The sequence below is a fragment of the Actinosynnema sp. NPDC050801 genome, assembly GCF_040673975.1.
Lineage (GTDB): Bacteria > Actinomycetota > Actinomycetes > Mycobacteriales > Pseudonocardiaceae > Actinosynnema.
The window spans coordinates 113,582-126,170 of sequence record NZ_JBFAQZ010000002.1; the positions used below are offsets into that span (position 1 = coordinate 113,582).

Consider the following 12,589-nt stretch of genomic DNA (forward strand, 5'->3'; position numbering starts at 1 on the left):
TTTGTAGGCTTGCCGACCATGTCGACGTCAACGCGGGCGGCCCTGCTGGTGTGCCCCGCCTCGGGCAAGGGCAGGGCCGCGCGCATGGCGGGCACCGTGGCCGAACGGCTGCGCGCCGTCGTCGACCACCTCGACCTGCACGTGGCGCCCACCGCCGAGGGCACGGCCGAAGCCGCGCGCCGGGCGGTCGACGCGGGCGTGGACGTGCTCGTGGTCCTCGGCGGCGACGGCGGCGCCCACTTGGCCGTGCAGGCGTGCGCCGAGTCCGGGACCGCGCTCGCCGTGGTGCCCGCCGGCACCGGCAACGACCTGGCCACCGCGCTGGGCACCACCTCGGTGGACGACGTGGTCACCGCGTTGTGCGAGGGCACCCGCGCCCGGTACGACCTCGGGCGCGTGGAGCACGGCCCGTGGTTCGCCACCGTGCTGTGCGCCGGCTTCGACTCCGCGGTCAACGAACGCGCCAACGCCATGCGCTGGCCCGCCGGACCCCGGCGCTACGACCTGGCGATCCTGGCCGAACTGGCCGTGCTGCGACCGCGTCGGCTGGTCGTGGAGACCGAGGACGACGTGCTGGAGCTGGACGCGCTGCTGGTCGCGGTCGGCAACACGACCAGCTACGGCGGCGGCATCCCGGTGTGCCCGGACGCCTCGCCGACCGACGGCCTGTTCGACCTGACCGTGGTGCGGGCCGCGCCGCGGCGGACCCTGCTGCGGATGCTGCCCACGCTGCGCACCGGGCGGCACGTCGACCACCCGGCGGTGCGCACGTTGCGGGCGCGTTCCGCGAGGCTGTCCGGCCCCTCCTGGGTGGCCTACGCCGACGGTGAGCGGCTGAGCGAGGTGCCGTTGACGACGACCTGCGTGCCCGGCGCCCTCACCGCCGTCACCGGAGCCGCGGTCAACGGTGCCGCGGCCACCGGTGCGGCCGTCACCGGTGGCGGCTGAGCACGTCGCGCCTGCGCCACGAGCCGTGCGGCTCGGTCGTGCCCCGCTCCCACAGCCACCCGGTGAACGACAGCACCCCGTTGGCGGCGTCCAACGGGGTGTCGTGCGCCGACTCGACGGTCTCGATCTCGTGCCTGCCGCAGTCCCGGATCGCGTCGCAGCGGACCGAGATCTCGCCCTCCACCTGCCACGGCGGTGGCGGCGTGAGCACGTGGCGGTGCGGATCGCGCGGCAGCGACACGTGCACCCTGAACGAGACCTCCTCGACCTCGGTGAGGGCGGAGAGCCCCGCGTAGGGAGCGCCGGGCAGGTGGTCGAACACCAGGCCGGTGCCCGGTCCGCCCAGGTGACCGGCCAGCCGCTCGACCCGCGCCGCGGCCAGCCGCAGCACGTCGAGCACCGGGTCCACGTCGACCAGGTCCGGGAACACCCACCGGAGGTCCCCCTCCACCAACGGAATCGCCTCCACGGCACACGAGTGTGCCGCACGGGCCACCGTTTGTGGTCTTTATATCTTCAGTGTTGATTAAATGCGGTGTTCCGGGGTCCGCTGCGGATCTGAAGCGATTTTGTCGGTCTCGTGTGACAGCCTGGACAGGTGTCAAGCACTTCGCGGTCCCCGGCCGACTCCTACGCGGACTTCCGCCGCCGCTCCTCCCGGCCCAAGCTCGCCGACTTCCTGGGGGTCATCTCGTTCGAACTCGACCCGTTCCAGGAACGCGCCTGCGAGGCCCTGGAGGACGGGCACGGCGTGCTGGTCTGCGCCCCCACCGGTGCCGGCAAGACCGTCGTCGGCGAGTTCGCCGTGCACCTGGCCCTGTCCGAGGGCCGCAAGTGCTTCTACACCACGCCGATCAAGGCCCTGTCGAACCAGAAGTACGCCGACCTCGTCGCCCGCTACGGCGCCCGCAAGGTCGGCCTGCTCACCGGCGACACGTCGGTCAACGGCGACGCGCCCATCGTCGTGATGACCACCGAAGTGCTGCGCAACATGCTGTACGCGGGCTCCTCGACGCTGAACAGCCTGGCCTACGTGGTCATGGACGAGATCCACTACCTGGCCGACCGGTTCCGCGGCCCGGTGTGGGAGGAAGTGATCCTCCACCTGCCCGAATCCGTGCGGCTGGTCGGCCTGTCCGCCACCGTCAGCAACGCCGAGGAGTTCGGCGAGTGGCTGGTCGAGGTGCGCGGCGACACCACCGTCGTGGTGGACGAGCACCGACCGGTGCCGCTGTGGCAGCACATGATGGCGGGCGGCCGGATGCTCGACCTCTTCGCGGGCGACGGCCCCGACGGGCACGCCCGGATCAACCCGCAACTCCTGCGGCACACCGACGACCTGGCCCGCTTCCACGTGCCGTGGAGCCGCAACCGCAACAACAAGGACCAGCGGGGCAGGCCACCGCGGGCGTCCGGGTTCAAACCGCCGTCACGGGTGGACATCGTCCAACGGCTCGACGGCGCGGGCCTGCTGCCCGCCATCGACTTCGTGTTCAGCCGCGCCGGCTGCGACGCGGCCGTGCTCCAGTGCGTGCGGGCCGGGCTGCGGCTCAACTCCCACGACGAGGTCGAGCAGATCCGCGAGGTCATCGAGGCCAAGACCAAGGACCTGCCGCAGGGTGACCTGATGGTGCTGGGCTACTGGGAGTGGCGCGAGGCGCTGGAGCGCGGCATCGCCAGCCACCACGCCGGTCTGCTGCCCGCGTTCAAGGAGACCGTGGAGGAGCTGTTCGTCCGCGGCCTGGTGAAGGTCGTCTTCGCCACCGAGACGCTGGCGCTGGGCATCAACATGCCCGCGCGCACCGTCGTGCTGGAGAAACTGGTCAAGTACAACGGCGAGGCGCACGTCGACCTCACCCCCGGCGAGTACACGCAGCTCACCGGACGCGCCGGCCGGCGCGGCATCGACGTCGAGGGCCACGCCGTGGTGGTGTGGCAACCCGGCGTCGACCCGAAGGCCGTCGGCGGCCTGGCGTCCACCCGCACCTACCCGCTGCGGTCCTCGTTCCGGCCCGGCTACAACATGGCCGTCAACCTGGTCAACCAGCTGGGCGCGGCGGCCGCACGGGAGATCCTGGAGCAGTCGTTCGCCCAGTTCCAGGCCGACCGGTCGGTCGTCGGACTGGCCCGGCGCATCGAGCGCAACCGCGAGGCACTGGGCGGCTACGCCGAGGCGATGACCTGCCACCTCGGTGACTTCACGGAGTACGCCTCGCTGCGCCGCCGGGTCGCCGAGCGGGAGAAGGCGTTGGCGCGGCAGAACACCTCGGCGAAGCGGGCCGAGGCGGCGCAGTCGTTGGAACGGCTGCGCAAGGGCGACGTGATCGCGGTGCCGTCCGGGCGCAGGTCCGGGCTGGCCGTGGTGATCGACCCCGGCCTGGAACCGCTCGGCGAGGCACGTCCGTTCGTGGTCACCGAAGACCGGTGGGCCGGTCGGCTGTCGTCCGCGGACTTCCCCATGCCGGTCGAGGTGCTGGGCAAGATGCGGCTGCCCAAGCAGGTCGACACCCGCTCGCCGAAGTCCCGGCGCGACCTGGCGGCGTCGTTGCGCGCCACCGGGATCGTCGCGCCCGCGATGCGCAAGCGCCGGTCCAACGCCGACGACGACGCGGAACTGGCCACCTTGCGGCGGGCGTTGCGCGCGCACCCCTGCCACGGCTGCGAGAAGCGCGAGGAGCACGCCCGCTGGGGCGAGCGCTACCACCGGCTGCTGGCCGAGACCGACCAGGTCGAACGCAAGGTCGCCGCGACCACGCACTCGTTGGCCCGCGAGTTCGACCGGATCCGCGGCCTGCTGCGCGAACGCGGTTACCTGCACGCCGAGGAGAACGGGCCCGGCGAGGAGGTCACCGAGCACGGCAAGCGGTTGACCAGGCTCTACAGCGAATCCGACCTGCTGGCCGCGGAATGCCTCCGGCACGGCGTGTGGCGCGACCTCGACCCCGCGGAACTGGCCGCGGTCGTCTCGGCACTGGTGTACGAGGCCCGCCGGGACGGCCCGTTGGAAGCGCGACTGCCACCGGGCAAGGTCTCCGACGCGTTGACCGCCACCGCCCGGCTGTGGGCCGAGTTGGAGGACGACGAGCGCAGGCACCGGCTCGACCGCACCCGCCAGCCCGACCCCGGGTTCGCGTGGGCGGTGTACCGGTGGGCGCGCGGCGAGTCGCTGGAGAAGGTGCTCTCGGCGGCCGAGGAGAACGGCGCCGAACTCGGCGCGGGCGACTTCGTCCGGTGGTGCCGCCAGGTGATCGACTTCCTGGACCAGATCCGCGATGTCGTCGGCGGCGGCGACCCGGTGGGAGCGGCCGCCCGAAAGGCGGTCGACGCGTTGCGCCGCGGAGTGGTGGCGATGGCCACCGTTTGACAAAGCTTTGCGGGGTGGGTGGGTACCCTCCGCACAGCTGTGGTTTGATCGCGCCCGCAAGCCTTGAACAGCTTCACCACCACCGTTCCAGACCTACCGTCGGAGGCCGAGCATGACCAGTCCGTACGGACCGTCCGGAGGGAACGACCCGCAGCCGCAGTGGGGCCAGCAACAACAGCCCTACGGTGGTGGGTACCCCGGCACGCCGTCGGGTGGTTTCCCCGCTCAGCAGCCCAACCCCTACGGGCAGCCGGACCCGTCGCAGCAGCCCAACCCCTACGGGCAGCCAGACCCGTCGCAGCAGCCGAACCCGTACGGGCAGCCGGACCCGTCCCAGCAGCAGCAGTGGGGCCAGCCGCAGCAGCCCCAGCAGCCGTACACCCAGCAGTACCCCGCCGGGTACGACCCGAACAACCCGCAGTCGAACCCGTACGGGCAGCCGCAGCAGGGTCAGTACGGGCAGCCCGGCCAGTACGGCCAGCCGGGTCAGCCCGGCCAGTTCGGGCAGCAGCCGGGTCAGTACGGTCAGCCGGGCCAGTACGGGCAGCCCGGCCAGCAGCCGCCGAAGAAGTCCAGCGCGGTGCTGTGGGTCGTGGTGGCGCTGGTCGTGCTGGTGGTCGCGGCCGTCGGCATCACCGGTTTCGTGACGCCGGGCTTCTTCAACACCAAGGTCTTCGACCAGGCGGCCGTGCAGAACGGCGTCGTGGGCGTGCTGAAGGACGACTACAAGATCTCCGACGTGGAGGGCGCGACCTGCCCCGCCGAGCAGGAGGTCAAGCCGAACACGACCTTCGAGTGCAAGGTCAAGGTCGGCGGCAAGGACAAGACGGTCAAGATCACGGTCAAGACCGAGGACGGGGAGTACGAGGTCGGCCAGCCCGCCGGCTGATCACGCTTCGCTGTTCGCGCCCGGGGCCACTTCCGCGTTCGTCGCGGGAGTGGCCCCGGTGCTTGTGGCCGACCCCACGGTGAAAGTCGTTAGCGGTGCGAGCGACTCCGCCGGCACCATGCGGTGGTGACCGACCACGACGTCCGCGTGCTGGACGACTCCGAGTACCGAACCGCGCACTCCCTGTTCCGCGGCACGCTGCACCACACGCCCGCGCCGGACGACCAGTGGAAGTTCGCGCAGGAGTCGTACCAGTCGGGCCGCGCGCTCGGCGCGTTCGCCGACGGGGAGATGATCGGCACGGTCCAGTCGTTCCCGTCGCGTCTCGCCGTGCCGGGCGGTGCCGTGCTGCCGCACGCGGCGGTCAGCCGGGTCGGCGTGCGGGCGGACTGGACGCGCCGGGGTGTGCTGAGCGCGTTGCAGCGGGCGCAGCTGCGGACGATGCGGGCGGAAGGTGACGTCGTCGCGTCGCTGCGAGCGTCCGAGACCGCGATCTACGGCCGGTACGGCTACGGCGTGGCGACCCGGTACCGGGTCCTGCGGATCGACCGGCGGCGGGCCGCGCCACGCACCCGCCCGGTCGGTCGGGTGCGGTTGGTCGAGGGTGAGGCGGGGGAGCGGATCGCGCACGGGTTGTTCGAGGAGCTGTCGCCGGGGCGTGCGGGCACGATCTCCCGGTGGCCCGCGTGGTGGGGGCTGAACGTCCGGCGCGTGGCGGCCGAGGAGAACATCAAGATCGCGGTCCGGTCCGGCGGCTCCGGCGGTCCCGGTGGTTCCGGTGGCCCCGGTGGCCCCGGTGACGACGGCTACGTGGTGTTCAAGGTGGTGCCCGGCGGGCACGGCTCAGGCGACGAGAAGCCGACCACGCTCACCGTCCTGGACCTGTGGGCGCGGAACGCGGAGGCGTGGGCCGACCTGTGGTTGTTCGTGCTCGGCGTCGACCTCGTCGCCGAGGTGACGGCGTTCGGCAGGCCGGTGGACGAGCCCGTGCAGTGGTTGCTGGGCGACCGGCGCGCGTGCCGGGTGGTGGACGAGGAGGACGAGACGTGGCTGCGCCTGCTCGACGTCCAAGCCGCCCTGTCGGCGCGGACCTACGGTTCGGGCGAACCGGTGGTGATCGGCGTGCGCGACACGTACCTGCCGGAGAACTCGGGGTCGTACCGGGTAGCGGCGGACGGCGTGACCCGGGTCGACGACGAACCCGAGCTGGTGCTGGACGTGGACGCGCTTGCCTCCACCTACCTGGGTGACGTGTCGTTCTCGACCCTTGCGGCGACGCGCCGGCTGGACGTTGTCGAGCCGGGTGCCCTCGCGCGTGCCGACGCGCTGTTCGCGACGTCCGAGGTTCCTTGGTGCGGCTCGTACTTCTGACCGCACCGGGTCTCCACCTCGTCGCCTGATCCGCCTCTCTACCTGGTCGGGCGAAGCCGCTGCACCTTCGACAGGTCGCCGCGCAGGAGGTCGTCGCGGGCCAGGACGAAGTCACCGTTGGGCGCCGGGTCGTGCGCGACCCGCATCCCGATCACCCGGTCGGGCAGGAACTCGCGCAGCTTGTGACGCATCGTGCTGCCGTGATCGACCGGGCGACCCCAATCCGGGTCCACCCCGCCCGTCCCGCCGACGCCGTCGGTGCCGTCGGTGCCGTAGAGCAACCAGTGATCCGGACGAACCCACGCATCGAGATCCGGAACCGCACCGGTGTGGCTGTCCAACGCCGGCAGCACCAGGCGGTCCGGGTCGGTCGGGCGGTACCAGAGCAGCAGCGGCTTGGCCCACCGCGCCTCGGCGTTGTCGAAGCAGCACAGCACGATCGTGTGACCAGGGAAGACATCGGCGTAGAACTGGAACAACTCCGGCCGCAGCCGGGGTCGCTTGTGCGGCGGCACCTGTTCGAGCGCCTGCGGGATGCGCGTCGGGTCCGACGCCAGCACGACGGTGTAGACGTCGTGCTCGAACACCTCCACGTCACCGCCCGTCCAGTCCATCGTCGCGGCCCCGTCGAACCCCGTGGCGTACGCGCCGACGGCGTCCACCATCCGGGTGAGCACAGCGCCGTCGCGTCCCGCGGACAGGAAGTTCTCGCGCGTGACGCCGACCGCCGGCACGTGCAAGATCATCGAGTTCGGCCCGTCGGCCAGGTTCACCACGCTGTTCTGGTACCCGAGCACCTCGATGCGCCCGTGCAACCGATGCCCACACCGACCCGCGTAGAGGATCGTGCCGCGGAACTCGGCGTCGTCCGTGGAGACACACATGCGGCGCACGCTACAACTCGGTGCCGCAACCCCACTCCCCGCCGAACCCGACCCGTCGACTCCGCCCCAGCCTGGCCCGTCGACCCCGCCCCAGCCTGGCCCGTCGACTCCGCTCCAGCCTGGTCGGTCGGCGACGCCCGGCCCGCCGTTGACAGCCAGGCCCGGCCCGCCGCGCCGGCGACTTCCGACCCGCCACGCCGGCCAAGCCCTCCTCGACGCTTCCGTCGAGCCCTGCTCGACGCGGCGACGGAGCCGGGCTCGCCCCTGGGAGCGCCCGGCTGGACACGGCGGCGACGCCGGGCTCGGCCCGCGGGAAGGCCCGACTCGGCCCCTAGGAGCGCCCGGCTCGGCCAGCGGGAGTGCCCGGCTCGGCGCGGCGGCGACGCCACCTGCGGGCTCGTCGGCTGCGGCGTCTACCGGGTCCCGGGTCCGTCGGCTGTGGCTTCCGCTGAGCTGAACTAGCGGCGTTCGAGGGCGGACAGGAGCCGGGGAAGGGAGCTGCCCAGGCCCCAGCGGCGGGTCAGCTCGGCGACGCGGTCCGGGTCGACCGGCGCGGCGGGTACGGGGTCCGGGCGGTCCATCACGATCTCCGCGTCGGTCGCCACGTTGACGACGGTCGGTGCGACGGCGAGGTAGTCCTGGGCGTTGAGCAACGCGGTGCGGGCGCGGGTGGTGAGCTTGCGGTCGCGGCCGTCGTGCACGGCGTCGAGCACGGCTTGCAGCGAGCCGAACTCGCTGATCAGCTTGGCCGCCGTCTTCTCGCCGATGCCCGCGACGCCGGGCAGGCCGTCCGACGGGTCACCGCGCAGCACGGCCATGCCGGCGTACGCGCGCCCGGCGTCGTGCACCGGCAGCGCGTACTTGGCGGCCAGCTCCTCCGGCCCGAGCAGCTCCGCCTTCGCCCACCCGCGGCCGAGGTAGAGGACTCGCACGGGGGTCGGTTCGTCGCGCACGACCTGGAACAGGTCGCGGTCGCCGGTGATCACCTCGACCGGGTCGGTGGTCTCGCGCGCGGCCAGGGTGCCGATCACGTCGTCGGCCTCGTAGCCGGCGGCCTCGGCGGTCGCGATGCCGACCGCGTCCAGCACGTCGAGGATGATCGGCACCTGCGGGGTGAGGGTGTCGGGCACCTCCTCCTCGCCGTCGACGGCGCTCTCGGCGACGCGGTGGGCCTTGTACGACGGGAGCGCGGCGACGCGGAACTCCGGCCGCCAGTCGGCGTCCAGGCAGGCCACCAGGCGGCTCGCCTTCCGCTCGGTGATGACCTTGGCGATCGTGTCGACGAACCCGCGCACCGCGTTGACCGGTGTGCCGTCCGGTGCGGTCATCGACTCGGGCAGCGCGTAGAACGCCCGGAAGTACAGGCTGGCGGCGTCCATCAGGACCAGCGGGTTGCTCACCCGGGACAGCTTGCCAGAGACCACCGACATCGTTGATCGACCCGCTCGTCCCTGTGGATAACTCCCCATCCATGGCGTGAGGGATAACTCCCATCCGTGGTGCGAGCGATAACTCCCATCCGTGGTGCATCCGTGGTGTGAGGCTGCCGGTAGGTGGTGGGTGGGTGTGTGAGTGGGAGACAGGTGGTGAGTGGGAGAGAGGAGAGGCGGGTGGGTGGGAGAGGGGCAAGAGGAGTAGGTGGGGCGGGGGAGTGGGAGGGGCGGGTTTGCGGTCGGGAGGTGGTTGGCGCGGCCTCGTTGTTCCAACCGACGTTCGAGGTTGGCGATAACGGCGTTTCGGCGCACGGTTTTTTGTCGAACCCGCGATGTTCACCCGGTAGTGGAGCCGGGGAGGGCGGTTCCACGCTTGGCGGGTCGGGGTGGCGCGAGTGGCTTGTTGGCGTGCGCGCGGCCGCGCACCACTAGGCTCCCTCCCATGTCGACCCAAGTTGGGCCCGTCGACGTCGACGCCCTGCGCGCGCGCCTCGACCGGGCAACTGCTGCGGCTTCCCTAGCGGGCGTGGACGGGTTGCTCGTCTCGCCCGGCTCGGACTTGCGCTACCTCATCGGCGCCGGCGGGGAGTCGTTCGAGCGGTTGACCTGCCTCGTGCTGCCAGTCGGTGGGACACCGGTGTTGGTGGTGCCCAAGCTGGAACAGCCGGGCTACGCCGACGTGCCCACGGACGCACTGGGCGTCGAGGTGGCCACCTGGGTCGACGGCGAGGACCCGTACGCCCTGGTGAAGCGGGCGTTGAAGGGTGACCGGACGGCGGTCTCCGACATGATGCCCGCGCTGCACACGCTGCGGTTGCGCGATGTCGTCGGCGGCGAGCAGGTGCTGGCCGGTCCGGTGCTACGGGAGCTGCGGATGCGCAAGGACGCCGCCGAGGTGGCCGCGTTGCGCACGGCCGGCGCGGCGATCGACCGGGTCCACGCGCGGATGGCCGAGTGGGTTCGCCCCGGCCGCACGGAGGCCGAGGTGGGCGCCGACATCGCCGCGGCGATCGTCGCCGAGGGTCACTCGCTGGCCGAGTTCGTCATCGTCGGCTCCGGCCCCAACAGCGCCTCGCCGCACCACGACGTGTCCGACCGGGTGATCGAGGCCGGTGACGTGGTCCTGGTCGACATCGGCGGCCCGGTGGCCGAGGGCTACAACTCCGACTCCACCCGCACCTACGTGCTGGGCGAGCCGCGTGACGCCGACGTGTGGGAGACCTACGCGGTGCTCCAGGCCGCGCAGCGGGCGGCCGTCGAGGCGGTCCGGCCGGGCGTCACGTGCGAGGAGGTCGACGCGGCCGCGCGCGACGTCATCGCCGACGCGGGCTTCGGCGAGCACTTCGTGCACCGCACCGGCCACGGCATCGGGCTGGACGTGCACGAGGACCCCTACATCGTCACCGGCAACGACCTGCGGCTGGAGCCGGGCATGGCGTTCAGCGTCGAACCCGGCATCTACCTGCCCGGGCGGTGGGGCGCGCGGATCGAGGACATCGTCGTCGTCACCGCCGACGGCGTGGAGAGCCTCAACAACCGACCGCACGAGCTGGTGGTGTTGCCCGCGTGACGAACCTGGAACCGATAGACCGGGCGATCCTGCGCGAGCTGGCCGCCGACGGCCGGTGCAGCTTCACCGACCTCGCCGAACGGGTGGGGTTGAGCGTGTCGGCCGTGCACCAGCGGGTGCGGCGGCTGGAGCAGCGCGGCGTGGTCCGCGGCTACGCGGCGCGGCTGGACGGCGACGAGGTCGGCCTGCCGCTGACCGCGTTCATCTCGCTGACCCCGATCGACCCGGCGGCCCCGGACGACTACCCGAAACGGCTGGAGCACCTGCCGCAGATCGAGGCGTGCTACTCCGTCGCGGGCGACGCCTCGTACGTGCTGCGGGTGCGGGTGGCGTCGCCGCACGCGTTGGAGGAGCTGCTCCGGCAGATCCGTGAGGTGGCGAACGTGTCGACCCGCACCACGGTGGTGCTGTCCACGCCGTACGAGGACCGGCCGCCCGCGGTCTGAGCGCTCAGAACAGGCCGCGCCACACGCGGGTGAACCGGGCGAGCACGTCGCGGTCGGGCCGGTCGGGTGCCCGCGGCAGGAGGCGCTCGACCTCGTCGTCGGTCGCGGGCCGCACCGACAGCACGAACTCGCGTGCCGCCGAGACGTCCGCCGCGTCGGACACCACGGCCACCGCCTCCACGTCGCCCATCCGCCGCACGACCACGTGGTCGGTGGTGTCGGGTTGGTGCACCAGCCCGGTGGTCTCGACGGTCGCGGGCCGCACCACCAGCCGCGGGGACTCCCGCAGCTCGCCGGTCGGGCCGGATCGCGTGTAGTCCAGGACGGCCCGGCCGTCGGTGATGGTCAGCCGCGGGAAGTCGTAGCCCCCGGGCGTGGCGATCAGCAGCACGCCGCCGGGCGCCTCGGCGTGGGCGATCCGGGACGCCGCGTCGTCACCCGGCATGGTGGTCGGCAGCCAGATCCCGAACGCCACCGCCGCGCCGGTCACGCCGACGGCCACCAGCCGCACCGCCAAGCCGTCCGCCAGCATCGCCGCGACCAGCGCGAACGGCACGCCGACGCCCGCGATGCCCAGCCACGGCGGCGGTTGCGCCGGGCCGCTCGCCTCCAGCACCGACGTGTAGAGCACCGCGCCGACCAACCCGAGCACCGTCACCGACGTCGTCCAGCCGACCCGACGCCCCGCCGTGGCCGTCAGCGGGCTGGCGCGGGAGGTGAAGGTGGCGACGAGTAAGAACAGCGCGAACGGGGCGATCATGCCGACCGCCACCAGGACGGCGCTGCCCAGGTAGAACCCGATGATCACCAACCAGCCGACGGCCGCGGCCGACAGCGCGCCGACCAGCCACACCGCGGCGAGCTGCACGGGCACCCGTAAGTCGATCACCAGCACACGATCCCGTGCGCCGGCGGCGGCCGACATCGGTGGATCTACTCAACCGGGTCGGCGGGGATCGCGTCGTAGGCGGCCTGGACGCGGGCCAGCGCCGGGTGCACGTCGAACGTGACGTCGTCGATCCGCGACACCCCGACCACGCCGACGGAGTTGGTCAGGAACGCGCCCCGGTACCGACCGACGTCGGCCGTCCGCACCACCTCCCGGCGTGCCGGCAGCGCACGCTCCAGCAGCTGCATGGTGACGCCGTGCAGCCAGTCGGCCCGGGGCCACACGACCGCGCCGTCGTCGTCGAAGAACGCGATGTTGGCGATCGCGCCCTCGACCACCAGGCCGTCGGCGGTGAGCAGGGCGTCGTCGTAGCCCGCCTGCCGGGCGCGGTTGCCGTGGTGGATCTGGCCGAACCCGCCGATGTGCTTCACGTGCGGCAGCGGCCGCGTGTAGGTCGTCGACATCAGGCTCCGCGGTGTGGCCGGGGTGGAGGTCGGCGGGCGCACGGCGACCATCACCGACGGCGCGCCGACGCCGAACACGACGACCCGCACGGCCGCGTCGCGCACGTCGTCGCCCAGCGCGTGGGAGATCAGGGCGCGGACGTGGTCCGCGTCCAGGCCGTCGCCGTACAGCTCCCGGTTCTGCCGGTCGAGGCGGCGCAGGTGCAGGTCGAGCCCCTTCACCCGGCGGTCGCGCACCTGCATCGCGGTGAAGTGCCCGTAGTTGGCCAGCAGGCCGGTGGCCAGCGCCTCGGTGGTCGGCGGTGCGCCGTCGATCTCGATCCTCAACACG

11 protein-coding genes are annotated in these 12,589 nt (G+C 72.4%); 6 read left to right on the plus strand and 5 right to left on the minus strand.

Annotation, left to right across the window (positions count from 1 at the left end; genetic code table 11):
• The first annotated feature begins 18 nt into the window (after nucleotides 1–18).
• Complete coding sequence (locus AB0K14_RS05430) at nucleotides 19–948, plus strand: diacylglycerol kinase family protein (RefSeq protein WP_360447737.1); 930 nt, start codon at nucleotides 19–21, stop codon at nucleotides 946–948.
• On the opposite strand, the gene AB0K14_RS05435 is transcribed toward AB0K14_RS05430, so the two are convergent.
• Nucleotides 932–1,417: a hypothetical protein gene (locus AB0K14_RS05435; RefSeq protein WP_360447739.1), complete on the minus strand. Its 486-nt coding sequence runs from the start codon at nucleotides 1,415–1,417 to the stop codon at nucleotides 932–934. The genes AB0K14_RS05430 and AB0K14_RS05435 overlap by 17 nt on opposite strands.
• A 129-nt stretch (nucleotides 1,418–1,546) precedes the next feature.
• On the opposite strand from AB0K14_RS05435, the gene AB0K14_RS05440 reads away from it, so the two are divergent.
• From AB0K14_RS05440 to AB0K14_RS05450, 3 genes are all read left to right on the plus strand, one after another.
• A complete protein-coding gene (locus tag AB0K14_RS05440) occupies nucleotides 1,547–4,312 on the plus strand; it encodes a DEAD/DEAH box helicase (RefSeq protein WP_360447741.1) in 2,766 nt (921 codons plus the stop codon).
• A gap of 112 nt (nucleotides 4,313–4,424) precedes the next feature.
• Nucleotides 4,425–5,201: a DUF4333 domain-containing protein gene (locus AB0K14_RS05445; RefSeq protein ID WP_360447743.1), complete on the plus strand. Its 777-nt coding sequence runs from the start codon at nucleotides 4,425–4,427 to the stop codon at nucleotides 5,199–5,201.
• Nucleotides 5,202–5,327: 126 nt separating this feature from the next.
• Nucleotides 5,328–6,572: a GNAT family N-acetyltransferase gene (locus AB0K14_RS05450; RefSeq protein ID WP_360447745.1), complete on the plus strand. Its 1,245-nt coding sequence runs from the start codon at nucleotides 5,328–5,330 to the stop codon at nucleotides 6,570–6,572.
• A gap of 38 nt (nucleotides 6,573–6,610) precedes the next feature.
• On the opposite strand, the gene AB0K14_RS05455 is transcribed toward AB0K14_RS05450, so the two are convergent.
• Nucleotides 6,611–7,456 carry a hypothetical protein gene (locus AB0K14_RS05455; RefSeq protein WP_360447747.1) on the minus strand — a complete coding sequence of 282 codons (846 nt, stop codon included), beginning with the start codon at nucleotides 7,454–7,456 and terminating at the stop codon, nucleotides 6,611–6,613.
• Nucleotides 7,457–7,914: 458 nt separating this feature from the next.
• Nucleotides 7,915–8,856, minus strand: a complete 942-nt coding sequence (locus tag AB0K14_RS05460; protein ID WP_360448239.1) for a 5'-3' exonuclease — start codon at nucleotides 8,854–8,856, stop codon at nucleotides 7,915–7,917.
• Between the two features lie 475 nt (nucleotides 8,857–9,331).
• Here AB0K14_RS05460 and AB0K14_RS05465 point away from each other — a divergent pair, with 475 nt between their 5' ends.
• Together AB0K14_RS05465 and AB0K14_RS05470 are read left to right on the plus strand one after the other, a co-directional pair.
• Entirely contained in the window at nucleotides 9,332–10,459 is a 1,128-nt protein-coding gene (locus AB0K14_RS05465; protein WP_360447749.1) for a Xaa-Pro peptidase family protein, read from the plus strand.
• Entirely contained in the window at nucleotides 10,456–10,905 is a 450-nt protein-coding gene (locus tag AB0K14_RS05470) for an Lrp/AsnC family transcriptional regulator (RefSeq protein WP_197289421.1), read from the plus strand. The genes AB0K14_RS05465 and AB0K14_RS05470 overlap by 4 nt, the downstream gene beginning before the upstream one ends.
• A gap of 4 nt (nucleotides 10,906–10,909) precedes the next feature.
• Here AB0K14_RS05470 and AB0K14_RS05475 read toward each other — a convergent pair whose 3' ends face one another.
• Together AB0K14_RS05475 and AB0K14_RS05480 are read right to left on the minus strand one after the other, a co-directional pair.
• Nucleotides 10,910–11,794, minus strand: coding sequence for a hypothetical protein (locus AB0K14_RS05475; RefSeq protein WP_360447752.1), 885 nt, complete (start codon nucleotides 11,792–11,794; stop codon nucleotides 10,910–10,912).
• A gap of 44 nt (nucleotides 11,795–11,838) precedes the next feature.
• Nucleotides 11,839–12,588 (minus strand): aminotransferase class IV, encoded by a 750-nt coding sequence (locus AB0K14_RS05480; protein ID WP_360447754.1) that lies wholly within the window; start codon nucleotides 12,586–12,588, stop codon nucleotides 11,839–11,841.
• Nucleotide 12,589: the final 1 nt, after the last annotated feature.